This is a genomic window from Janthinobacterium sp. GW823-FHT03B06 (assembly GCF_058796955.1).
Genome location: NZ_JBXAJE010000002.1, coordinates 338473 through 358919 on the forward strand (window position 1 = coordinate 338473; position 20447 = coordinate 358919).

Consider the following 20447-nt stretch of genomic DNA (forward strand, 5'->3'; position numbering starts at 1 on the left):
GCCGGTCGCGACCTGACCATAGGGCTTTGGGGTGTTCAAAGCGTCCCATACGTTATCGCGTTGCACCATGATGGTCAAGGAAAATGTCGGCCTCGCTGCATTTTTGCTCGCACAACGTGCAAAAACCCTGCGGAAACGCACATTTTTTGCTAGCATGCACGGGGTTGCAAAAAGCATACCCGCCCCCATTTCGCCCACCGCACCCCGCAGCCGCTAAGATCCCCATACCGCATGGCAACAGACAAAGAATTATCCGACTTTCTAGAAAATGTCGAGCGGCGCGCTTTCAAGCAGGCCGCCTACGCGGTCCGCAAGGAAGAATCGGCCCTCGACATCGTGCAGGACGCCATGATCAAGCTGGCCGAGAAATACGGCGACAAGCCGGCCGCCGAGCTGCCGATGCTGTTCCAGCGCATCTTGCAGAACACCATCCTTGATTATTTCCGCCGTGAAAAAGTTCGCAACACCTGGGTCAGCCTATTTTCCGGCATGAAGCCCTCGGGCGACGAACATGAAGATTTTGATATACTTGACACCTATGAATCGGAACAGGGCTCCAGCGCCGCCGAATCGTCGGCCGACCAGGTCGAACGCGCGCAAATCCTTGATTTGATTGATGCCGAGGTACAAAAACTGCCCTCACGTCAACGCGAAGCCTTCCTCATGCGTTATTGGCAGGACATGGATGTGGCTGAAACAGCGGAAGCGATGGGTTGCTCCGAAGGTAGCGTGAAAACACATTGCTCTAGAGCTACCCACACGCTCGCCGAATCGCTGAAAGCCAAGGGAATTAAATTATGAACACCGACGATCTCAATTTCGCTTACAAAGTGCGCCATGCACTGAACGAAAAACTCGACGACCTGCCCGCATCGACCACCGATCGCCTGGCAGCGGCACGCAAGCAGGCTCTGTCGCGCAAGAAGGCGGACGCGCCCGCCGCTGTCGCCGTGCGCCAGAACGTGTTCGCCGGCGTCGCCAGCAGCCTGTTCGTCGAGCCGCTGTCGTGGCTGGGCCGCATGAGCGTCATCATCCCCCTGCTGCTCCTCGTCGGCGGCCTGGTGGGCATCTATCAGTTTGAGCAGGAACAACATATTGCCGAACTGGCAGAAATCGATGCCGCCGTGCTGTCGGACGAATTGCCGCTGTCTGCGTACATGGACCATGGCTTCAACGCCTACCTGACGAAACGCGAGCAATAAATGGCAGGCACGAGCGTACGCAAAGGCTGGCTGGCCGGCGGCATCGGCCTGGGCGCCTGCGCCCTGGCGGGCGCCGCCTGGGTAGGCGCGCAGCAACATCCCGCGCCCGCCGCGCCTCCCGTGGCGCCAGCGCCCGTGGTGGCCCCGGCCCCGGCCTCAGCCGTCAAGCCCGGTTCGCCCCGCACAGCCGGCAAGGGCGGCACGCCGCCCAAGGCCAGCGAGAATCCATCGTGGAACAAGCTGTCGCGCGCGCAGCAGGAAGCCCTGCAGCCGCTGGCGGGCGAATGGAACAAGCTGGAACCGCTGCGCAAGCAGAAATGGCTCGATATCGCCAGCCGTTTTGCCTCGATGACGGCGGACGAGCAAATCCGCGTGCATGAACGCATGCGCGAATGGATCAAGCTGACGCCGGAACAGCGCCGCCTCGTGCGCGAAAACTACACGCGCACGAAGAAGATTGATCCGGGTCAAAAAACCGCGCAATGGGAGCAATACCAGCAATTGCCGGAAGATCAAAAGAAAAAGCTGGCGACGGAACTCGTGCCGAAAAAACCGCTGGGCAAGGTGCCAGCGATCAATTCGACCACGAGCAAGCCGCCCGTGATCGTGCCGCCCGCCACGCCGGCAGCGCCTGCCGCCGCGCCCGTCCTGCCGCCAGCCGCTGCGCCAGCGGCGGCCGTGCCGCTGACGGATCCTGCCGCGGCCCCCGCCGCCGTGCCTGTCACGCCACCTGTTACGCCTGCCCCACTGCCGACCAATGTCAAATAGCACGCCCGCCGCCAGCATCACTTCCCATCCCACGATCAAGCGCCGCCTGATTTCCATGGTGTACGAGTCGCTGCTGGCCCTGGCCGTGCTGTTTTTGCCCTTCCTGCTGTTTGAACTGGCCGTGCAGGGCGCGCATACGCCCATGACGGAACACATGCGACAATGCCTGGCCTTCCTCGTCATGGGCGCGTATTTCATCCACCAATGGAGCCGCGAAGGGCAAACCCTGGCCATGAAGACGTGGCGCCTGAAAGTCGTGCTGCCGGGCCACGCCCACGTGCCGCTGCGCGTGGCTGCCTACCGCTACATCCTGTCATGGATGTGGCTGCTGCCAGCGCTCGTGGCGGCGTATGCCTTCGACCTGCAGCACTGGACAGCGCTGGGCGCCATCGGCGTGGGCATCCTGGCCTGGTCGGCCACGGCCCTGTTCACCGGCAACGGGCAATTCCTGCACGACAAGCTGGCGGGCACGCAGATCGTGCAATTGCCGGCACCCGCGAAAAAGTCGAAGAAAGTCGCCGCCTGAGTTTTATGCGGCTTGACCTGGGTCATTGAAGCGCCACGGGGGCTCTGCGATCATGGCATGCCATGAATAATACCGCCCCCCTCCCCCACACACGCTTCGCCCCCTATCGCGAGGAAGTCTGCAGCGAAGACGACGTCAAGCATCTCGTCCACACCTTTTATGCGGCCGCGCGCGACGACGCCATGCTGGGCCCCATCTTTGCCGCCGAGGTCAAGGATTGGGATGCCCACTTGGCAACATTGGTCGATTTCTGGTCAGGCTTGCTGCGCGGCACCATGCGCTACCACGGCAAGCCGCTGGCCCAGCACGCGAATATGGAAAACCTGACGCCGTGCATGTTCCGCCGCTGGCTGACCCTGTTCTTCGCCACGACGGAAAGCATGGGCAACCCGGTCCTGCAGGAAAAGGCCGATACCATCGCCTTGAATATTGCCGAACGGCTATGGAAAAGCTTTGCGGAAAACCACGCCATCGTGGCACCGCAGCTTTAGAACCTCTCGTAACCTTGAAGGTAACGCCATTGCCCCACGGGCATGGCGCCCATCGGGATGCGGCCGATGCGCAAGCGCTTCATGGCAACGACGTCCAGTCCCACCATCTTGCACATATGGGCGATCTGGCCCAGCTGCACGTTTTTCAGGGCGAAGCGCAGGCGCGTCTCGTTCTGCCAGCTGACCTTGATCGGCGGCAAAGGCTTGCCATTGAAGGGCAAGCCGTGATTGAGCAGCGCCAGGCCATTCTCAGCGATAGTGCCCGACACTTCCACGATGAATTCCTGCTCCACCGTTTTCGCTTCATCGACCAGCTTGCGGGCGACGCGGAAATCCTGCGTGAACACTAGCAGGCCGGACGCCATGGTGTCGAGCGGATTGGTGATGGTCAGGCCGATCAAATGGCGCTTGAGGAAACGCGTGATGGAGCTGGGCGCCACGTTTTCCGGCGTAAAAATCTCTTCGGGACGCAAACAGCTCAGGGCAGGCTTGCCTTCCGCGCCGACGCCGCCATTGATGCCGGCCGGCTTGTGCAGCAGGATCGTCACGGGCGGCATTTCTTCCAGCGTGGCGTTCGGCAGCAGCACCACGGTCTGGTTGTCGGCCACGCGCGCGCCCGACTCTTCCACCAGCACGCCATCGACCGTCACCCAGCCGCCCTCGATATACAGCTCGGCCTCGCGGCGCGAACAGGGCACGTCTTCGGACAGGCGCTTGGCCAGGCGGACGGTGGGCATTTCGTGTGGTGTGGTCATGGGGAGGCGCAAAAAGCAGGAGGAGGAGAAAGCCGGTATTGTAACCGACCCGCTCCTCCCCTTTTACGACTTGCGCTGCTGATTGTCGGATTACGCTGCTGATTGTCGGATTACGCTGCGCTAATCCGACCTACCCGACCTACCTGACCATGTGCGGTTTTGTAGGTTGGCTTAGCGGCTTGCCGCGTAAGCCAACAATCAGGCTTGCGCCTTGGCCAATTCCTCGGCAAAGAAGCGGTGGCCCATCTCTTCCAGGCCCAGCGTTTGCAGCACTTCCTGCAGGCGCTCCGTCGGGCGCTGGCGCGGCAGATTTTTGTAGCTGGCGATGATCAGTTCATTCTTCATCGAATGCTCCCAGCCCACCAGTTCCGTCACGCTGACCTGGTAGCCATGGGCTTCCAGCTGCAGACAGCGCAGCACGTTGGTGATCTGGCTGCCGAACTCGCGCGTGTGCAGCGGGTGGCGCCACAATTCCGTCAAGACGTTCTTGCCCAGGCTCTTGCCCTTGTTCTTCTTCAGGACGGAAGCGACTTCGGCCTGGCAGCACGGCACCAGCACCATGAACTTCGCCTTTTTCTTCAGGGCGAAGTGGATGGCGTCATCGGTGGCCGTGTTGCAAGCGTGCAAGGCCGTGACGATGTCGATCTGCTGCGGCAGCAGGTTCGATTCCGTCGATTCGGCCACGGACAGGGGCAGGAACGACATGCCGGGGAACTTGAATTTCTTCGCCAGCTCTTGCGAGCGCTGCACCAGCTCTTCGCGCGTCTCGATGCCGTAGATGTGCGAACCGTCGTTGCCGTTCTTGAAGAACAGATCGTACAGAATGAAACCCAGATACGACTTGCCGGCGCCGTGGTCGACCAAGGACACGCCGGGGTGGTCCAACTGCACTTCGCGCAGCAGCGGCTCGATGAACTGCGTCAGGTGGTACACCTGCTTGAGCTTGCGGCGGCTGTCCTGGTTCATCTTGCCGTCGCGCGTCAGGATGTGCAATTCCTGCAGCAAGGCGACCGACTGGCCATCCTTGATCTCGGGCATGTTGCTGGCGGCCGTGATGACGTCTTTCGGCGCAGCGGCTGCGGTGGCGGCGGGTGCCGCGCCCTTAGCGCGCTTCATCGATCCACGCCATCTGTATCGCTTCGAGCACTTTTTCGCCGCCGCGCGTGTGGTCATCGTCGAAGCCGTCCAGTTCCACCACCCAGTTGTGCAGGTCGGTGAAACGCACGGTCAGCGGATCGATGTCCGGATGCGCATCGAACAAAGCCTCGGCGATCGCGTGTATGTCGGACCATTTCATGTTAGTGGCTGCCTTCGCTGACCTGGTTGATCGTGTATTTCGGGATTTCGACGACGAGGTCGGCCTCGGCCACGATGGACTGGCACGACAGGCGCGACACGGCTTCCAGGCCCCAGGCCTTGTCCAGCATGTCTTCTTCCAGTTCCGTCGCTTCGTTCAGGGATTCGATGCCTTCGCGCACCAGCACGTGGCAGGTGGTGCAGGCGCACGATTTTTCGCAGGCGTGCTCGATGTCGATGTCGTTTTCCAGCAGGATGTCGCAGATGGACTTGCCGGCCGGGGCTTCGATGACGGCGCCGTCCGGGCAAAGCTTGGCGTGCGGCAGGATAACGATTTGTGGCATGGTTTCTTCTTTCAGTCTGTCATTCGGAGCGCCGCCGCGGCGAGTGCCTGCGGCGTGCTGTTCAATTAGTGTTATACGACCTGATCCAGCGACTTGCCGGTGAGAGCAGTACGCACGCTGCGGTCCATGCGGCGCGAGGCGAAATCCTCGGTGCCGTCGGCCAGCGCCTCGATCGCCAGTTTTAATGCCTGGTGGTCGATGGCGCCGCTTTGCGACTGCGCAATGGCGTCGCGCACCTTCGTCATCAAGCCATCGACAGCCACGCGCTCGGTGTCGTCCAGCAAGCCGCCGTCCTCGTCCAGCGCCGACTGCGTGGCCAGCAGGATGCGTTCCGCTTCCACCTGCTCTTCGCGCAGCGCGCGCGCCACCATGTCGGTGTCGGCCGAGGTGTAGGAATCCTGCAGCATGCGGGCGATGTCGTCGTCGCCCAGGCCGTAGGCCGGCTTGACGCTGATCGACGCTTCCACGCCCGAGCGCAGTTCGCGCGCCGAGACGGACAGCAAGCCATCCGCATCGACCTGGTACGTGATGCGGATGCGCGCGGCGCCCGCCACCATCGGCGGAATGCCGCGCAATTCAAAGCGCGCCAGCGAGCGGCAATCGCTGACCAGTTCGCGCTCGCCTTGCAGCACGTGCACGGCCAGGGCCGTCTGGCCATCTTTAAATGTCGTGAATTCCTGGGCGCGCGCGCACGGTATCGTCGAATTGCGCGGAATGATCTTTTCCACCAGACCGCCCATGGTTTCGATACCGAGCGACAGCGGAATCACGTCCAGCAACAGCCAGTCGTCGCCGGCGGCACGGTTGCCGGCCAGCAAGTTCGCCTGGATGGCCGCGCCCAGCGCCACCACCTTATCGGGGTCGATATTCGCGTGCGGCGTCGTGTGGAAGAATTCGCTGACGGCGCGCTGCACGTGCGGCATGCGCGTGGCGCCGCCCACCATCACCACGCCGTCGACGTCGTCCGCATCCACGTTCGCGTCGCGCAAGGCTTTCTTGATGGCATTCATGGTCTTGGCCACCAGGTGCTGCGTCATGGCGGCAAAGTCCGCGGCCGTGATGCGCAGGTGGATCTCTTCGCCCGAGTTCAGGGCCGCATCGATCATCGTTTCCGGCTTGGTCGACAGCGTTTCCTTGATCTCGCGCGCTTTCACCATCAGGATGGCCGTGTCTTCGTCGGACAGCGGTGCCAGCTTGGCCTGCTCGCTGATCCAGCAGAACAGGCGGCGGTCGAAATCGTCGCCGCCCAGGGCCGAGTCGCCGCCCGTGGACAACACCTCAAACACACCCTTGCTCAGCTTCAGGATCGAGATATCGAAAGTGCCGCCGCCCAGGTCGTACACGGCGTACACGCCTTCGGAGGCGTTGTCGAGGCCATACGCGATGGCGGCAGCCGTCGGCTCGCTCAGCAGGCGAAGCACATTGATGCCGGCCAATTGCGCCGCATCTTTCGTCGCCTGGCGCTGCGCATCGTCAAAGTAGGCGGGCACGGTGATCACGGCGCCCACTAGGTCGTCGCCGAGCGAGTCTTCCGCGCGCTGGCGCAAGGTGGCGAGGATTTGCGCCGACACTTCGACGGGGCTTTTCACGCCGGCCACGGTTTTCAGCTGCACCATGCCAGGCGTATCCTGGAAGTCGTACGGCAGGTTTTCCGCGTAGGCGATGTCGGCCAGGCCGCGGCCCATGAAGCGCTTGACGGACACGATGGTGTTCTTCGGGTCGGTGGTTTGCGCGGACAGGGCCTTGTAGCCGATGTTGGCGTGGCCGTTCGGCAGGTAGCGCACGACGGACGGCAGCAAAGAGTGCCCTTCTTCGTCGTTGAGCACCTCAGGAATGCTGTTGCGCACGGTCGCGACCAGGGAATTGGTGGTGCCAAGATCGATGCCGACGGCCAGGCGGTGCTGGTGCGGCGCGGTCGACATGCCTGGTTCGGAAATTTGCAGAAGTGCCATTGTATTCGTGCCTCGATTAATTTTTTGCGTGATGCAGCTGATGCCTGGTGCGCATTATAAGACGGGGGCCGGACTGGCGCTTGGCACGCCGGTCAAGCGATCGCCGGGTCAAGCCTCGATGGCCTCATAGGCAAAACGCACTTCCTCGCCGAATTTGTCGAGGAACATCAGGGCGCGCACGCTTTGCGCCGCATTCACGTAGTCGGCGGCGTCCAGCTGGGCGGCCACCTGGGCCAGCAGTGCCTTGCGTTCGCCGCGCAGCTGGCGGTCCAGGGAGTCGAGCGCGTCGGCATCCTTGCCCGCGCGCGCATCGCCCAGTTCCTCGCGCCATTCCATTTGCTGAATCAGGAAGCTGACGGGCATGGCCGTGTTCGATTCCGTCTGCAGGTCGACGCCATTGAGTTCGCACAGGTATTGCGCGCGCTTTTGCGGGCTTTTCAGGGTTTGGTAGGCTTCATTGGCGCGCGTGGCCCATTGCATCGCTACGCGCTTCTCGGCGCTGCTGGCGTTGATGAAACGGTCCGGGTGGACCTTGCCCTGCACGTCGCGGTAGGCCGCGTCCAGCGCGCTCATGTCGAGCCCGAACTGCGCCGGCAACTGGAATAATTCGAAGTGGTTTTGCATAATTGTCAGTGGTCGCTGTACCGCAATCGATGGGTACAGCGCACCGACCGGGGTCTTGCCAGCTGTTTAAATCCTGAAGGACTCGCCGCAGCCGCAGGCGTCTTTTTCGTTCGGATTGTGGAACTTGAAGCCTTCGTTCAAGCCTTCGCGCGCGAAATCGAGTTCCGTGCCGTCGATGTAAGGCAAGCTTTTCGGGTCGACGAAGACTTTCACGCCGTGCGATTCGAAGACGCTGTCTTCGGCCGCCGCCTCATCGACATATTCGAGCTTGTAGGCCAGGCCCGAGCAGCCCGTGGTGCGCACGCCGAAGCGCAGGCCCATGCCCTTGCCGCGCCGTTCGATATAACGGTTGATGTGTTTCGCCGCTTTTTCGGTCAGTGTGATCATGTATTTCTCCGTAACTGCCCCGGCCTTGCGGCTGGGGCGGGCTACCAACGATTAAGCTGCTGCCGGGTGACGCGTTTGATAATCCAATACCGCCGCCTTGATGGCGTCTTCCGCCAGGATGGAGCAGTGGATCTTCACTGGCGGCAGGGCCAGTTCTTCGGCGATCTGCGTGTTCTTGATGGCCAGCGCCTGGTCCAGGGTTTTACCTTTGACCCATTCCGTTACCAGCGAGCTCGACGCGATGGCCGAACCGCAGCCATAGGTCTTGAATTTCGCGTCTTCGATCAGGCCATCGGCGCCGACCTTGATCTGCAGTTTCATCACGTCGCCGCAGGCGGGCGCGCCCACCATGCCGGTGCCGATGGTTTCATCACCCTTGTCGAAAGCGCCCACGTTGCGCGGGTTTTCGTAGTGATCGAGTACTTTGTCCGAGTAAGCCATTTTGATGCTCCTTTAATATTCTTGCCGGCCCCATTCACGAGGCCAATTTATCTTCAAGTGCCTGGAAAACCGTAGCGAGCGGCAGTGAGTTGTGGCCGAGAAGCGGAACTGTGCTGTAGCACAGTGAGCATCGCAGGCCGCAAATCGCGACGCGCAGTAGGTTTAACAGGTGCTTTTAGTGGGCTGCCCATTGGATGGAGTTAATATCGATACCCTCTTTGAACATGTCCCACAGCGGCGACAGTTCGCGCAGCTTGTGTACTTTCGATTTCAGCAGGTTCACGGCGAAGTCGATGTCTTCCTCGGTCGAGAAGCGGCCGATGGTGAAGCGGATCGAGCTGTGCGCCAGTTCGTCGCTGCGTCCCAGGGCGCGCAGCACGTACGATGGCTCCAGGCTGGCCGAGGTGCAGGCCGAACCGGACGACACGGCGATATCCTTGATCGCCATGATCAGCGACTCGCCTTCGACGTAGTTGAAGCTGACGTTCAGGTTGTGCGGCACGCGGTGGTCCATGTCGCCGTTGATGTAGACTTCTTCGATCTCCTGCAGGCCCTTGGCCAGGCGGTCGCGCAAGGCCTTGATGCGGCCGATTTCGCTGTCCATCTCTTCCTTGGCGATGCGGAAGCTCTCGCCCATGCCGACGATCTGGTGCGTCGGCAAGGTGCCCGAGCGCAGGCCGCGCTCATGGCCGCCGCCGTGCATCTGCGCTTCCAGGCGCACGCGCGGCTTGCGGCAGACGTACAGGGCGCCCACGCCTTTCGGGCCGTAGGTTTTATGTGCCGTGAAGGTCATCAGGTCGACCTTGGTCTTTTGCAAGTCGATGACAACCTTGCCCGTCGCTTGCGCGGCGTCGCAATGGAAGATGATGCCTTTCGAGCGGCAGAACACGCCGATCTCGTCGATCGGCTGGATCACGCCGATTTCGTTGTTCACCAGCATCACCGACACGAGGATGGTATCCGGGCGCACGGCCGCGGCCAGCTGCTCGACGGTGATCAGGCCGTTGTCCTGCGGTTCCAGGTAGGTCGCTTCGAAGCCGATGCGTTCCAGTTCGCGCACCGTGTCGAGCACCGATTTGTGCTCGGTCTTGACGGTGATGATGTGCTTGCCCTTGGTCTTGTAGAACTGTGCCGCGCCCTTGATGGCCAGGTTGTTGCTTTCCGTCGCGCCGGATGTCCAGATGATTTCGCGTGGGTCGGCGTTCACCAGGGCCGCCACGTGGCCGCGTGCCTCTTCCACGGCTTTTTCCGCCGTCCAGCCGTACATGTGGCTGCGCGATGCCGGATTGCCGAACTGCTCGCGCAGGTATGGAATCATCTTGTCGGCGACGCGTGGATCGATCGGCGTGGTGGCCGAGTAATCCATGTAGATCGGGAAATGCGGTGCGGTTTCAAAGTGCACTTGGCCTACGTTTTTTTCTGGGGCGTTCATCAATAACTCCTGCAATCAGCAACTTGGTATTTTGTTATGTTCAACCGAGGGCGGCGTGGTTACGGTGCATCACCATCACGCTTTGTTCGGCAATCTTTTGTCTCTGCTGGTCGACCAGGTCCTGCAAGGACACAGAATCCAGATAATCGACCATTTTTTCGTTGAGCGTGGACCACAATTCATGCGTCATGCAGCGCGCGCCCGTGGCCGCGTCGGCGCCGTGGCAATGCTCCTTGCCGCCGCACTGCGTGGCATCGAGCGGCTCGTCGACGGCGATGATGATGTCGGCCACCGTCACCTTGTCGGCACGGCGCGCCAGGCTGTAGCCGCCGCCCGGGCCGCGGATCGATTCGACGATCTCATGCCGGCGCAGCTTGCCGAACAGCTGCTCCAGGTAGGACAGGGAAATCGACTGGCGCTGGCTGATGCCGGACAAGGTGACCGGTCCCTTGCCCTGGCGCAGGGCAAGATCGATCATCGCTGTCACGGCAAAACGGCCTTTTGTAGTCAGACGCATACATCCTCTGGTCAACTGGTTTAAAATATTGCGGTTTTTCAACTCCTCAAACCCTGAGTAGTTGAATGATTTAGTCAAGTATAACAAATTCGGCGGGGTTTGTCAGAGCGCCCCTCGATGACCACAGGGCTGGCAGGGGCATGGCCGGCCGCGCCAGGCGCGGCGGCATCAGGAAAACAACAATACTGCTCAGGCACGCAGAGCGCTACGTACTTTCATTAACTCAAACCCCAGCAGGTTCAAGCCGTCCCAGCGGGCCGGATCGCCGATGCGCGGATTGTCCGACGCCAGGCCCACGCCCCAGATGCGGTCGACGGGACTGGCTTCGACGATGACGCGCTCGCCCGTACCCAGCAAGAACTTGCGCAGCGCGGCTTTTTGCGAGAACTTGGCGAAGTTGCCATCGAAGACGATGCCCGCGCGCGCCGCCTCCCACGCCCTGGCGTCAAAATTGGCCACTTCGCGCCCCAGCTTCTTCACTTCCGACGGCCGGGCGGCCGCCACGATGCGCGCCTGCACGGCCGTGTCGCCGAACAGGGCCGCCTTTTGCGCCATCATGTAGTGCTCGGCCGTGGCATACGTCACGCCAGCGAGGCTGAACGGCGACGGAAACCACTGGCTGAAGCAGCTTTTGTCGGGCACCTGCGGCTGCGCCGGCGTGTGGCCCCAGAAATACAGATAGTCGGGCTCGCCGCCCGCCGCGATCCACGCCTTCAATTCTTCCACGTTACTGATTTGCATATTCCCCGCACTTCCGCCAGACAGGCGATGATTCAAGCTCAAGCACGCAACAGTTGCATCGGCCCAAACAGGGCCTGCATGTCGCTGTTGCCGATAAAGGACAGATTATACGGATGTTCCGCCGTCACCTGCGGCAAGGCTGCGGCCACCGGCAAGCGTTTGATGAGCTCGGCAATCTTGCCCCACAGCACCAGTTGCGGCAAGGCCGCCCCGCCCTGCAGCGCCAGCGCTTCCAGCACCACCTGCAGGAAAGGCAGCCAGCCGCGCGCATCCTGCACGGGCGGCACGTGGGCACGGAATACCAGCGCCGCATTGAGCAGCAAGAAACCCTGCTCCGTCATCTTGCGCTGCAAGTCGGGCAGGGTCTGGATCGCGCCGCTGCCCGGCAGCTGCGCGGCGGCGGCCACGGGCGCCATGGCCACGCCGGACGTGTCGCCGCCCTGCAGCTGGCCATCGGCCACCAGCAGCATCTTCATGAAGTTGCGCAGGGATGTGGCGCGGTTGACGGGCTTCGACAGGCCCGTCGCCGACCACAGGCTGCCCACGGCGCCATCCATGAAGCACACGCCCGTGGCGCTGTCGGCGCGCGGATACGGTCCCTCGCCCACCAGCACGTAGCGCACCTGCGCCAGCGGCAGGGCAAAGGCGGCGAACAGCCGGCCCTGCGTGGGCAGATAATCGTCGGCAGCCAGCGCCGGCAGGTAGGCGGGATCGGCCGCCATCACGGCGTGCAAGCCGCGCAGCAGGACGGGACGCCAGGAAGCATGCGCCAGGGACAGGGCATCGGTGATGCTGGCAGGAACGGTTGTTGCGGTCATGGCGCGTCAGTAAAATATTTGGGCAAACGCAAATTGTAGCCTACCGGCAAGCGGGTATTGACTGCCCAAATCAAGCACGCATAAAAAAACCCCGCCTGGTGCCCGGCGGGGTGTTCTGGCTCGCGCCTTATAAAAGCTATTCGGCGTCGGGCTGCTGCGACGGATGGGCGGCGGCAAACGCCGGCAAGCCGGCGCAATGCGCGTGGATGCGCGCCACGCGCGGGTACGGCGCCAGGTCGATGGCGAAGCGCTGCGCATTGAACACTTGCGGCACCAGGCAGCAGTCGGCCATCGTCGGGCTGTCGCCATGACAGAACAGGCCAACTCCGGCCGGATCGCCCTGCGCCAGCAGCGCTTCCACGGCCGCCAGTCCCTCGGCCATCCAGTGGCGGTACCATTCCTGCTTGGCCTCGTCCGACAGCCCCAGGGTGTTTTTCAGGTATTTCAGGACGCGCAGATTCGTCAACGGATGGGCGTCGCAGGCGATCGCCAGCGCCAGCGCGCGCACGCGGGCGCGTCCCAGCGCATCCGCCGGCAGCAGCGGCACCGCTGGCCGCGTCTCGTCGAGGTATTCGAGCATGGCCAGCGACTGCGTCAGGATGGCGCCCTCGTCGTCGAGCGCCGGCACCAGGGCCGACGGGTTGACGGCGCGGTAGGCCGGCAGCAGCTGCTGGCCGCCGTCCTGCAGCAGGTGCACCGGGATGCTGTCGTAATCGATGCCCTTCAAATTCAAGGCGATGCGCACGCGGTAGGCGGCCGAACTGCGGAAATAGGTGTACAGCTTCATGGCGCGGCCTCCCCCTCAGGCGCGGCCGGCGCTGTTGCCAACATACAGCGCGACCGTCTGCTCGATGCTGCCGAAGATGCTGGCGCCGGCCGCGTCGCGCATCTCGATGCGCACCGTGTCGCCGAACTTCAGGTACGCCGTTTTTGGCGCGCCGTGTTCGATGGTTTCATACATGCGCACTTCGGCCAGGCAGCAGTAACCGACGCCGCCGTTTTCGATGCTGGAGCCGAACAGGTTGCCCTGCTTGTTCGACACGGTGCCGGAGCCGACGATGCTGCCGGCGCCCAGTTCGCGCGTCTTCGCCGCATGGGCGACGAGCTGCGCAAAATTGAAGGTCATGTCTTCGCCCGCATTTGGTTTGCCGAACGGCTTGTCGTTCAAGTCCACCAGCAGCGGCAGGTGCAGCTTGCTGTCCGCCCAGTCGGCACCCAGTTCATCGGGCGTGACGGCGACGGGCGAAAACGCGCTGGCCGCCTTCGACTGGAAGAAACCAAAACCCTTGGCCAGTTCGCCCGGGATCAGGTTGCGCAAGGAGACATCGTTGACCAGCATCACCAGGCGGATCGCTTTCGCCGCGTCGTCCGCGCCGGCGCCCATGGCCACGTCGCCCGTGACAACGGCCACTTCCGCTTCCAGGTCGATGCCCCATTCTTCCGAAAGGGCGAAGATGGGGTCGCGCGGGCCGATAAAGCTGTCGGAGCCGCCCTGGTACATCAGCGGATCCGTGTAGAACGAGGCCGGCACTTCCGCGTTGCGCGCCTTGCGCACCAGTTCCACGTGGTTGATGTAGGCCGAACCGTCGGCCCACTGGTAGGCGCGCGGCAGCGGCGAGTGGCACAGATTGGCATCAAACGGCTGCGCGTCCGGCGCCTGGCCCGCGTTCAGGGCCGCGTAGGCGGTTTCGAGCTTGGGCGCCACAGCGTCCCAGTTGTCGAGCGCCGCCTGCAGGGTGGGAGCGATGGCGGCCACGCGCTGGTACTGGCGCAGGTCGCGGCTGACGAGGATCAGGGCGCCGTCGCGGCTGCCGTTTTTCAGGGTTGCGAGTTTCATGGGTTTCCTTGTTCGGTGTCTGTTTCAGAAGGTATCGGTCTGCGGCGCTCAGGCTTCGGCCGGCGCGTGCATCCAGGCGGCGTGCTTCGGCGCGCGGCGCGTCTGCGACCATTCTTCCAGCATTTCCCATTTGACGGCGTCCAGTTTGGCCATCATCTCGGGCGTGCCCACGTTGGCCGCCAGTTCCAGGCGGTGGCCGTTCGGGTCGAAGAAATAGATCGACTGGAAGATGGCGTGGTTCACCGGGCCCAGCACCTCGATGCCGGCGGCCACCAGGCGCTCCTTGGCGGCCAGCAGTTCTTCCATGCTGCCCACTTCCAGCGCCAGGTGCTGCACCCAGGCCGGGGTATTGCGGTCGCGGTCCATCGGCGGCTGCGTCGGCAGTTCAAAAAAGGCCAGCACATTGCCCTGGCCCGCGTCGAGGAAGACGTGCATGTACGGGTCCGGCGCCTTGGTCGACGGCACCAGGTCTTCGGCGATGGCGAGGACGAAATTCATGTTCAAATGCTTGACGTACCACTCGACGGTTTTCTTCGCGTCGATGCAGCGGTAGGCGACGTGGTGGATTTGCTTGATCTTCATAATGTCTGTCTCCGATGGATGGCGGGTTTTTCAGCTTTTCACCATTAGAATCGAGTTACAGCTATCATACAAACAATTTTTAACCATCGATTTATCGGATTATCTTATGAGTCCCAGCCTCCGGCAGATGCGCGCCTTCGTGGCGCTGGCCAAGACCGGCAGTTTTACCCTGGCCGCCGAATACCTGCACGTGACGCAGTCCGCCTTGAGCGGCTTGATCAAGGAACTGGAGAGCGTGCTGGGCGTGCGCGTGGTCGAGCGCAGCACGCGCAAGACGCAGCTGTCGGAAATCGGCCGCGAACTGTATCCGCTGTTTGAAAAGATGATCGAAGACCTCGACGGCGCCATGGCCGGCATCGCCCAGCGCAAGGCCCTGAAGACGGGTCTGGTGCGCATCGCCGCGCCGCAGATGATGGCCTGCACCCTGCTGCCGGAAGTGATCGCCGCCTACCGCCAGGCGCACCCGGAGGTGCAGCTGCGCCTGGTCGACTGCCCCGTGGAAAACGTGTCGGCGCGCGTCTTCAGCGGCGAAGTCGATTTCGGCATCGGCCCCGAGCGCGATCCGACGGCGGAAATCGCCGCGCAAGTGCTGTTCGAGATGCCCTTCGTACTGGTCTTCCCCGAGCAGCATCCGCTGCAGCAGAAAGAGCGCGTGACCTGGGCCGACGTGGGCGACTACCCGTTCATTTCGCTGCAGGGCCAGTTCACAGAGCGTTTGCTGCGCGACATGCACGGCGCGTTTCGCGAACTGTCGCTCAATCCCTATAACGAAGTGACCTTCATGACGACGGCGCTGGCCATGGTCAGCGCCAACCTCGGCATCACGGTCTGCTTGCCGTACGCGGAACCGATGGTCAAACTCTACAAATTGCACATGCGCACCCTGCACGAGCCGGAACTGACGCGGCGCTTTTTCGTCTACACGAAGACGGGGCGTTCGCTGTCGCCGGCCGCCGAAAGCTTCATGGCCTTCCTGTTCCGCTTTGTCGAGACGCACGAGTGGAACGTGGGAGCGGGGGGCCCGGCCGCCCGCGACACCCCGCCGGCCGGCGGCCTCGCCGACGCCCCTTTATAATGGCGCATCGCCCCTTATCCGCTTGCACCATGACCCAGCCTGACCAGCACGCCCTGTCGCCCACCGACGCCGCCACCATCGCCATCAACCAGCGCATGAACAAATTCGACGGCCATGAGCAGGTGTGGCTGTTCGGCTATGGCTCGCTGATCTACAAGGCGGACTTCCCCTATATCGAACGTCGCCCCGCCAGCATCGAAGGCTGGACGCGGCGCTTCTGGCAAGGTTCGCACGATCACCGGGGCACGCCGATGGCGCCGGGCCGGGTCGCCACCATCGTGCCGCAGGCGGGCGCCGTGTGCGACGGCATGGCGTATCTGATCACGCCCGAAGTCTTCGCCCACCTCGACCACCGCGAAAAAAACGGCTACCTGCGCCTGGCCACCGACATCACCTTCGACGATGGCAGCAAGGTCGAAGGCCTGGTGTACATCGCCAACGAGGAAAACGCCGCCTTCCTCGGCGCCGCATCGGAACTCGATATCGCGCGCCAGATCGCCCGATCAAACGGCCCCAGCGGTCCGAACAGCGAGTACCTGCTGCACCTGGCCAGCGCCCTGCGCGAACTGGGCAAGAGCGATCCGCATGTATTTGCCATCGAGCAACATCTGGCGCAGCTCCAGGCACATAGCCAGGACAGCGCCGCGGCACACCCCTGCGGCATCAGCGCTGACGCCGGTTTAACTTAAAACAAATCCAGCTGCCCCGCATTGCCTTTTTTTACTTTTGCACCCAGCGGCGGCACCACCAGCGGCCGGCGGAATTGCGTGCAATCGAGCTGCTTGAAGCGGCCGCCCTTGCCGTGCAGCCCCAGCCGGTGCACGGCCTTTTCAAAGCGCTGGCGGATGAGGTCAGCCCACACCCCCTCGCCGCGCATGCGCGCGCCGAACGCGCTGTCGTAATCCTTGCCGCCACGCATTTCGCGCACCCGGTTCATCACGCGCTGGGCACGCTCCGGAAAGTGCGCTTCCAGCCATTGCTGGAACAAGGGGCTCACTTCCCACGGCAGGCGCAGCACCACGTAATGGGCGTGGATGGCGCCCGCGTCGCGCACGGCTTCGAGCAACTGCTCGATTTCCGGCTCCGTCACGAAAGGGATGATGGGCGCGATGCTCACACCCACGGGAATACCCGCCTCCGTCAGGGTGCGGATGGTGCGCAGGCGCCGCGCCGGGGCGGCCGCGCGCGGCTCCAGGGTGCGCGCGATGGCCGGGTCCAGCGTCGTGACAGTGACGGCCACGGCCGCCAGGCGCCTGGCCGCCATGGGCGCCAGTATGTCGATATCGCGCTCGATCAGCGATGACTTCGTGATCAGCGCCACGGGGTGGTCGCATTCGTGCAGCACTTCCAGCACGCGCCGCGTCAGCTGCCGTTCGCGTTCGCACGGCTGATACGCATCGGTATTGACGCCCAGGGCGATCGGTTCGGGCACATACGACGGCTTGGCCAGTTCGCGCCGCAACAGTTCGGGGGCGTTCACCTTGGCGTAGATGCGGCTTTCGAAATCCAGGCCCGGCGACAGGCCCAGATAGCTGTGCGTGGGGCGGGCAAAGCAATAAATACAGCCATGTTCACACCCCCGGTACGGGTTCAGCGACACGTTGAAGGGCAAATCGGGCGAAGCGTTGCGCGTGAGAATGGTACGCGCCTGTTCGTCGCTGACCTGCGTCTTCCATCCCGGTGCCGTCTCTTCCCCAGCCGCCTCGTCCAGGCCGCCCACGCTCCAGCCGTCATCGAAACCGGCGCGCGCATGCGTCTCGTGGCGCCCCTGCAGGTTCGAGACGGCCCCGCGGCCCTTTTGCGCTTTCAGCGATTGCGGCGGCAACATGGCTTGCCCGGCAAAGCTGTCATCGTGCTCTGGAATGATTGCTTTCATGAACGGCCCCATCAACTGTATATACGTACAGTATACTATGCCGCTGTGCGGCCAAGATCAAGGGCTACCGTGCTGTCGTTTCAAGCTTTTTCGCCATGCGGCATGACATAACTCAACTGCTGCGCGACAAACCCGTCAAATGCCGTGATCAAGGGAACGAAGCGGGAAGCGTCTTGCTCCAACTGCATCAGGGCATAACACGTCGCTTCCAGCGTCGATAACTGGTCTGGCGCATGCGCCTTGCGGATCAGATAATGGGAAGCGGGTGTATCGCGCAGCGGCAGGCGCGGCAGCTGTTGCAACAGGGGATTCAGATACAGCATCTTGCGGCTCTTGCGCCAGGTGGCGTCCAGCACCACCAGCCGCAATTGGCTCGAAAATCGGGCCGGATCGAGCAAGATGGACGGGTCGAGCGCTGGCGGCGGCGCGATGCCCAGCGAACGGTCGCCTGGCGTATCCGGGTACAGCAGCACATTGTGCTTGTCGGCCAGCAGTTCAGCGAGAGCCTCCGGGGCAAACTGTTCGCCCGTCAACAGGCGGCTGTTGGGCAGGCTCAGATGCAGCAAGCGGGCGCTGCCCTTGGCATTGTGGACTTCCAGCGGATGCTGGAGGATCAGCACGTCCACGGCGTGGGCGACGGGGGCAGTCCAGCGGCAAATGCAGCTGGACGCAGCGCGCAGGCAGACCGGGCAGCGTGCGCGTTTGGCGGGTTCAGCCTGGAAGGAGGATGCGGCGCCAGGGCTGGCGATCGCGCTGGAAATAGAGCTGGAGGTACGGCGGGTGGTCATGGCGGAGCGCGTTCGCGGGATTCTTCAAGCCGCGATTGTAGCGCCCGTGCCATGCCAAGGGAAAGCTGCGCTTAAAACACCTGCGCTTAAAACTCTTCCCAGTCGTCGGCACCGGATGCCACCGTCGTCTTCGGTGTGCGTGCGCGCACAGCGTCCGCTGGCGCCGCCTTGCCCGGCGCAGGCGCGGCCACGGCGGGTGCCGGCGTCTGCGGCGTGGCGTGCCGCATGGCAGGCCGCACCGCAGCTTTGATGGGCGCAGACGCCGTCACGGACGGGCCAGCACTGGCCGAAACATAGCGCTGTGTGGCATCGAGCTTGAACACGCCCACCACGTCGGCCAGCTTGGCCGCCTGTTCCTGCATGGATTCGGCCGCCGCAGCCGCTTCTTCCACGAGGGCCGCGTTTTGCTGCGTCACCTGGTCCATCTGGCCGATGGCCCGGTTGACTTGCTCGATGCCGGTGCGCTGTTCATCGCTGGCGTCGGTGATCTGGTTCATGATCTGCGTCACATGGCTGATGCTTTGCACGATCTCGTCCATGGTGCGGCCCGCCTTGTCCACCAGTTGCGAACCGGCCTCGACCTTTTGCACGGAATCGTCGATCAAGCCCTTGATTTCCTTGGCCGCCGCGCTGGAGCGCTGCGCCAGGTTGCGCACCTCGGAGGCCACGACGGCAAAACCACTGCCCTGCTCGCCGGCGCGGGCCGCTTCGACGGCCGCGTTCAGGGCCAGGATATTCGTCTGGAAGGCGATGGCGTCGATGACGCTGATGATGTCGACGATCTTGCGCGAGGAATCGTTGATCGAGCCCATGGTGCTGACCACTTCCGAGACCACCACGCCGCCCTTGCTGGCGATCTGCGAGGCGTCGATGGCCAGCTGGTTGGCGCTGCGCGCATTGTCGGCGTTGAGTTTCACGGTGGAGGTCAGCTCTTCCATGGACGATGCCGTCTCTTCCAGCGAACTGGCCTGCTCTTCCGTGCGCGACGACAGGTCCAGGTTGCCGGCCGCGATTTCGCTCGACGCCGTGCTGATTGATTCGGTGCCGGCGCGCACCTGGCCCACGATACTGACCAGTTTATCGTTCATGTTTTTCAGCGCGTGCATCAGCTGTCCCGTCTCATCGCGGCTTTCCACCACGATATGGCTGGTCAGGTCGCCGGCGGAAACGGCTTGCGCCACCTCGACTGCACGCGTGATGGGACGCGTGATCGAGCGCGTGATCCAGTAGGCACAGGCAATGCCCAGCAAGATGGCCACCACGCCCAGCGAGATCAGCAGCAGACGGCCGTTTTCGTAGCGCGAACGAATTTGCGCAGCCGTTTCATCGAGCAATTTGGCTTCCAGCCGTTCCAGCTTCTTCAACGACGCCAGGTAGATGTCGCGCTTGGCGGCCATGTCGCCTTCGTACAGGCGCTTGCCCAGTTCCAGATCGCCCGCATTCTTGGCCTTGAACACATTCTTGCGTACTTCCGTGTAAGCCTTGCGCGTGCTCAGCACCTCCTGGTACAGCGATTGCTCTTCGGCATTCAGCTCGCTTTTGCCGATAGCGTTCTGAATTTCCGTGGCGCGTGCCGACGAGACGGCCATTTCCTGTTCAAACTGCTTCTGGTGTTCGGGATCGCCGACTTTCCAGGCGGCCGCCGTGCGCGCCGCGTTCACCTCGATGACCTTGGTCCATTCACCGATCAGGCGCTCGTTGCGCACCTTGACGTTGACCAGCGCATCGGTTTCCTTGCTGGCGCTTTGCATCTGCACGATACCCACCACGGTCAGGGTCGTCAACAGGAGCAGGACGGCGGCAAAACCGCCACCGAGACGTACGCCGATTTTGAGGTTTTTCATTGCGTGATTCCTATCTGAAAAAAACAATGCACAGACGCCACGAAACCGACCTGCTGCTACGTATCAATATAGCAGGCATCTGCCGTGCGGCAATCACGAGCGGCGACGCAATGGCAGGCGCGTCACCAGAATGGCAGCACGCCGCAGCGCA

25 protein-coding genes are annotated in these 20447 nt (G+C 62.8%); 7 read left to right on the top strand and 18 right to left on the bottom strand.

Features of this window, described 5'->3' with window-relative positions; all coding sequences use genetic code 11:
• Positions 1-231: 231 nt before the first annotated feature.
• The 5 genes from AC1RBA_RS07430 to AC1RBA_RS07450 all read left to right on the top strand — a co-directional run bounded on the left by AC1RBA_RS07430 (position 232) and on the right by AC1RBA_RS07450 (position 2987).
• Positions 232-801: an RNA polymerase sigma factor gene (locus AC1RBA_RS07430; protein WP_034779551.1), complete on the top strand. Its 570-nt coding sequence runs from the start codon at positions 232-234 to the stop codon at positions 799-801.
• Complete coding sequence (locus AC1RBA_RS07435) at positions 798-1202, top strand: DUF3619 family protein (protein ID WP_070311322.1); 405 nt, start codon at positions 798-800, stop codon at positions 1200-1202. Before AC1RBA_RS07430 ends, AC1RBA_RS07435 begins: the two co-directional genes overlap by 4 nt.
• The gene (locus AC1RBA_RS07440; protein ID WP_492417456.1) at positions 1203-1970 is read left to right on the top strand and encodes a DUF3106 domain-containing protein; all 768 of its coding nucleotides are present in this window, start codon (positions 1203-1205) and stop codon (positions 1968-1970) included.
• Positions 1960-2496, top strand: a complete 537-nt coding sequence (locus tag AC1RBA_RS07445; protein ID WP_230505106.1) for an RDD family protein — start codon at positions 1960-1962, stop codon at positions 2494-2496. The genes AC1RBA_RS07440 and AC1RBA_RS07445 overlap by 11 nt, the downstream gene beginning before the upstream one ends.
• A 62-nt stretch (positions 2497-2558) precedes the next feature.
• Complete coding sequence (locus AC1RBA_RS07450; protein ID WP_492417458.1) at positions 2559-2987, top strand: group III truncated hemoglobin; 429 nt, start codon at positions 2559-2561, stop codon at positions 2985-2987.
• Here the strand turns inward: AC1RBA_RS07450 and AC1RBA_RS07455 are convergent.
• The 15 genes from AC1RBA_RS07455 to AC1RBA_RS07525 all read right to left on the bottom strand — a co-directional run bounded on the left by AC1RBA_RS07455 (position 2984) and on the right by AC1RBA_RS07525 (position 14713).
• The gene (locus AC1RBA_RS07455) at positions 2984-3742 is read right to left on the bottom strand and encodes an rRNA pseudouridine synthase (protein ID WP_492417460.1); all 759 of its coding nucleotides are present in this window, start codon (positions 3740-3742) and stop codon (positions 2984-2986) included. The genes AC1RBA_RS07450 and AC1RBA_RS07455 overlap by 4 nt on opposite strands.
• A gap of 198 nt (positions 3743-3940) precedes the next feature.
• Positions 3941-4858 carry a class I SAM-dependent methyltransferase gene (locus AC1RBA_RS07460; protein WP_070311301.1) on the bottom strand — a complete coding sequence of 306 codons (918 nt, stop codon included), beginning with the start codon at positions 4856-4858 and terminating at the stop codon, positions 3941-3943.
• Entirely contained in the window at positions 4845-5039 is a 195-nt protein-coding gene (iscX, locus tag AC1RBA_RS07465) for a Fe-S cluster assembly protein IscX (protein WP_070288776.1), read from the bottom strand. The genes AC1RBA_RS07460 and iscX overlap by 14 nt, the downstream gene beginning before the upstream one ends.
• Before the next feature lies 1 nt (position 5040).
• Positions 5041-5382 (bottom strand): ISC system 2Fe-2S type ferredoxin, encoded by a 342-nt coding sequence (gene fdx, locus AC1RBA_RS07470; RefSeq protein ID WP_034750070.1) that lies wholly within the window; start codon positions 5380-5382, stop codon positions 5041-5043.
• A gap of 71 nt (positions 5383-5453) precedes the next feature.
• Entirely contained in the window at positions 5454-7334 is a 1881-nt protein-coding gene (hscA, locus tag AC1RBA_RS07475) for a Fe-S protein assembly chaperone HscA (RefSeq protein WP_492417462.1), read from the bottom strand.
• 108 nt (positions 7335-7442) lie between these two features.
• Entirely contained in the window at positions 7443-7958 is a 516-nt protein-coding gene (gene hscB / locus AC1RBA_RS07480; protein ID WP_492417464.1) for a Fe-S protein assembly co-chaperone HscB, read from the bottom strand.
• 66 nt (positions 7959-8024) lie between these two features.
• Positions 8025-8345: an iron-sulfur cluster assembly protein IscA gene (iscA, locus tag AC1RBA_RS07485; protein ID WP_034750079.1), complete on the bottom strand. Its 321-nt coding sequence runs from the start codon at positions 8343-8345 to the stop codon at positions 8025-8027.
• Between the two features lie 51 nt (positions 8346-8396).
• Complete coding sequence (gene iscU, locus AC1RBA_RS07490; RefSeq protein ID WP_034779562.1) at positions 8397-8786, bottom strand: Fe-S cluster assembly scaffold IscU; 390 nt, start codon at positions 8784-8786, stop codon at positions 8397-8399.
• Between the two features lie 175 nt (positions 8787-8961).
• Positions 8962-10218, bottom strand: a complete 1257-nt coding sequence (locus AC1RBA_RS07495) for an IscS subfamily cysteine desulfurase (protein ID WP_070288779.1) — start codon at positions 10216-10218, stop codon at positions 8962-8964.
• A gap of 40 nt (positions 10219-10258) precedes the next feature.
• On the bottom strand, positions 10259-10735 hold the full coding sequence (iscR, locus tag AC1RBA_RS07500) for a Fe-S cluster assembly transcriptional regulator IscR (RefSeq protein WP_034779566.1): 477 nt from the start codon (positions 10733-10735) through the stop codon (positions 10259-10261).
• Between the two features lie 189 nt (positions 10736-10924).
• On the bottom strand, positions 10925-11476 hold the full coding sequence (ybiA, locus tag AC1RBA_RS07505; protein WP_070224139.1) for a riboflavin biosynthesis intermediates N-glycosidase: 552 nt from the start codon (positions 11474-11476) through the stop codon (positions 10925-10927).
• A 38-nt stretch (positions 11477-11514) separates the two neighbouring features.
• The gene (locus tag AC1RBA_RS07510; RefSeq protein WP_070288781.1) at positions 11515-12294 is read right to left on the bottom strand and encodes a uracil-DNA glycosylase family protein; all 780 of its coding nucleotides are present in this window, start codon (positions 12292-12294) and stop codon (positions 11515-11517) included.
• Positions 12295-12430: 136 nt separating this feature from the next.
• Positions 12431-13081 (bottom strand): maleylacetoacetate isomerase, encoded by a 651-nt coding sequence (maiA, locus tag AC1RBA_RS07515; RefSeq protein ID WP_070288782.1) that lies wholly within the window; start codon positions 13079-13081, stop codon positions 12431-12433.
• A 15-nt stretch (positions 13082-13096) separates the two neighbouring features.
• Positions 13097-14131 carry a fumarylacetoacetate hydrolase family protein gene (locus tag AC1RBA_RS07520; RefSeq protein WP_492417467.1) on the bottom strand — a complete coding sequence of 345 codons (1035 nt, stop codon included), beginning with the start codon at positions 14129-14131 and terminating at the stop codon, positions 13097-13099.
• 48 nt (positions 14132-14179) lie between these two features.
• A complete protein-coding gene (locus AC1RBA_RS07525) occupies positions 14180-14713 on the bottom strand; it encodes a VOC family protein (RefSeq protein WP_070224143.1) in 534 nt (177 codons plus the stop codon).
• A 106-nt stretch (positions 14714-14819) separates the two neighbouring features.
• Between AC1RBA_RS07525 and AC1RBA_RS07530 the strand changes: the two genes are divergently transcribed.
• Both AC1RBA_RS07530 and AC1RBA_RS07535 read left to right on the top strand, forming a co-directional pair.
• Positions 14820-15788 (top strand): LysR family transcriptional regulator, encoded by a 969-nt coding sequence (locus AC1RBA_RS07530; RefSeq protein WP_492417469.1) that lies wholly within the window; start codon positions 14820-14822, stop codon positions 15786-15788.
• Positions 15789-15817: 29 nt separating this feature from the next.
• On the top strand, positions 15818-16477 hold the full coding sequence (locus AC1RBA_RS07535; protein ID WP_492417471.1) for a gamma-glutamylcyclotransferase: 660 nt from the start codon (positions 15818-15820) through the stop codon (positions 16475-16477).
• Here the strand turns inward: AC1RBA_RS07535 and AC1RBA_RS07540 are convergent.
• From AC1RBA_RS07540 to AC1RBA_RS07550, 3 genes are all read right to left on the bottom strand, one after another.
• Positions 16474-17664 carry a PA0069 family radical SAM protein gene (locus tag AC1RBA_RS07540; protein ID WP_492417473.1) on the bottom strand — a complete coding sequence of 397 codons (1191 nt, stop codon included), beginning with the start codon at positions 17662-17664 and terminating at the stop codon, positions 16474-16476. The genes AC1RBA_RS07535 and AC1RBA_RS07540 overlap by 4 nt on opposite strands.
• Positions 17665-17744: 80 nt before the next feature.
• Positions 17745-18452 carry a tRNA-uridine aminocarboxypropyltransferase gene (locus AC1RBA_RS07545; protein ID WP_492417475.1) on the bottom strand — a complete coding sequence of 236 codons (708 nt, stop codon included), beginning with the start codon at positions 18450-18452 and terminating at the stop codon, positions 17745-17747.
• Positions 18453-18538: 86 nt separating this feature from the next.
• Positions 18539-20296: a methyl-accepting chemotaxis protein gene (locus AC1RBA_RS07550; protein ID WP_492417477.1), complete on the bottom strand. Its 1758-nt coding sequence runs from the start codon at positions 20294-20296 to the stop codon at positions 18539-18541.
• Positions 20297-20447 lie beyond the last annotated feature (151 nt).

What these genes read in the sequence shown, in the direction of transcription:
- AC1RBA_RS07430 (WP_034779551.1), top strand. Translation starts at nt 232, where the DNA reads ATGGCAACAGACAAAGAATTATCCGACTTTCTAGAAAATGTCGAGCGG.
- AC1RBA_RS07435 (WP_070311322.1), top strand. Translation starts at nt 798, where the DNA reads ATGAACACCGACGATCTCAATTTCGCTTACAAAGTGCGCCATGCACTG.
- AC1RBA_RS07440 (WP_492417456.1), top strand. Translation starts at nt 1,203, where the DNA reads ATGGCAGGCACGAGCGTACGCAAAGGCTGGCTGGCCGGCGGCATCGGC.
- AC1RBA_RS07445 (WP_230505106.1), top strand. Translation starts at nt 1,960, where the DNA reads ATGTCAAATAGCACGCCCGCCGCCAGCATCACTTCCCATCCCACGATC.
- AC1RBA_RS07450 (WP_492417458.1), top strand. Translation starts at nt 2,559, where the DNA reads ATGAATAATACCGCCCCCCTCCCCCACACACGCTTCGCCCCCTATCGC.
- AC1RBA_RS07455 (WP_492417460.1), bottom strand. Translation starts at nt 3,742, where the DNA reads ATGACCACACCACACGAAATGCCCACCGTCCGCCTGGCCAAGCGCCTG.
- AC1RBA_RS07460 (WP_070311301.1), bottom strand. Translation starts at nt 4,858, where the DNA reads ATGAAGCGCGCTAAGGGCGCGGCACCCGCCGCCACCGCAGCCGCTGCG.
- iscX (WP_070288776.1), bottom strand. Translation starts at nt 5,039, where the DNA reads ATGAAATGGTCCGACATACACGCGATCGCCGAGGCTTTGTTCGATGCG.
- fdx (WP_034750070.1), bottom strand. Translation starts at nt 5,382, where the DNA reads ATGCCACAAATCGTTATCCTGCCGCACGCCAAGCTTTGCCCGGACGGC.
- hscA (WP_492417462.1), bottom strand. Translation starts at nt 7,334, where the DNA reads ATGGCACTTCTGCAAATTTCCGAACCAGGCATGTCGACCGCGCCGCAC.
- hscB (WP_492417464.1), bottom strand. Translation starts at nt 7,958, where the DNA reads ATGCAAAACCACTTCGAATTATTCCAGTTGCCGGCGCAGTTCGGGCTC.
- iscA (WP_034750079.1), bottom strand. Translation starts at nt 8,345, where the DNA reads ATGATCACACTGACCGAAAAAGCGGCGAAACACATCAACCGTTATATC.
- iscU (WP_034779562.1), bottom strand. Translation starts at nt 8,786, where the DNA reads ATGGCTTACTCGGACAAAGTACTCGATCACTACGAAAACCCGCGCAAC.
- AC1RBA_RS07495 (WP_070288779.1), bottom strand. Translation starts at nt 10,218, where the DNA reads ATGAACGCCCCAGAAAAAAACGTAGGCCAAGTGCACTTTGAAACCGCA.
- iscR (WP_034779566.1), bottom strand. Translation starts at nt 10,735, where the DNA reads ATGCGTCTGACTACAAAAGGCCGTTTTGCCGTGACAGCGATGATCGAT.
- ybiA (WP_070224139.1), bottom strand. Translation starts at nt 11,476, where the DNA reads ATGCAAATCAGTAACGTGGAAGAATTGAAGGCGTGGATCGCGGCGGGC.
- AC1RBA_RS07510 (WP_070288781.1), bottom strand. Translation starts at nt 12,294, where the DNA reads ATGACCGCAACAACCGTTCCTGCCAGCATCACCGATGCCCTGTCCCTG.
- maiA (WP_070288782.1), bottom strand. Translation starts at nt 13,081, where the DNA reads ATGAAGCTGTACACCTATTTCCGCAGTTCGGCCGCCTACCGCGTGCGC.
- AC1RBA_RS07520 (WP_492417467.1), bottom strand. Translation starts at nt 14,131, where the DNA reads ATGAAACTCGCAACCCTGAAAAACGGCAGCCGCGACGGCGCCCTGATC.
- AC1RBA_RS07525 (WP_070224143.1), bottom strand. Translation starts at nt 14,713, where the DNA reads ATGAAGATCAAGCAAATCCACCACGTCGCCTACCGCTGCATCGACGCG.
- AC1RBA_RS07530 (WP_492417469.1), top strand. Translation starts at nt 14,820, where the DNA reads ATGAGTCCCAGCCTCCGGCAGATGCGCGCCTTCGTGGCGCTGGCCAAG.
- AC1RBA_RS07535 (WP_492417471.1), top strand. Translation starts at nt 15,818, where the DNA reads ATGACCCAGCCTGACCAGCACGCCCTGTCGCCCACCGACGCCGCCACC.
- AC1RBA_RS07540 (WP_492417473.1), bottom strand. Translation starts at nt 17,664, where the DNA reads ATGAAAGCAATCATTCCAGAGCACGATGACAGCTTTGCCGGGCAAGCC.
- AC1RBA_RS07545 (WP_492417475.1), bottom strand. Translation starts at nt 18,452, where the DNA reads ATGACCACCCGCCGTACCTCCAGCTCTATTTCCAGCGCGATCGCCAGC.
- AC1RBA_RS07550 (WP_492417477.1), bottom strand. Translation starts at nt 20,296, where the DNA reads ATGAAAAACCTCAAAATCGGCGTACGTCTCGGTGGCGGTTTTGCCGCC.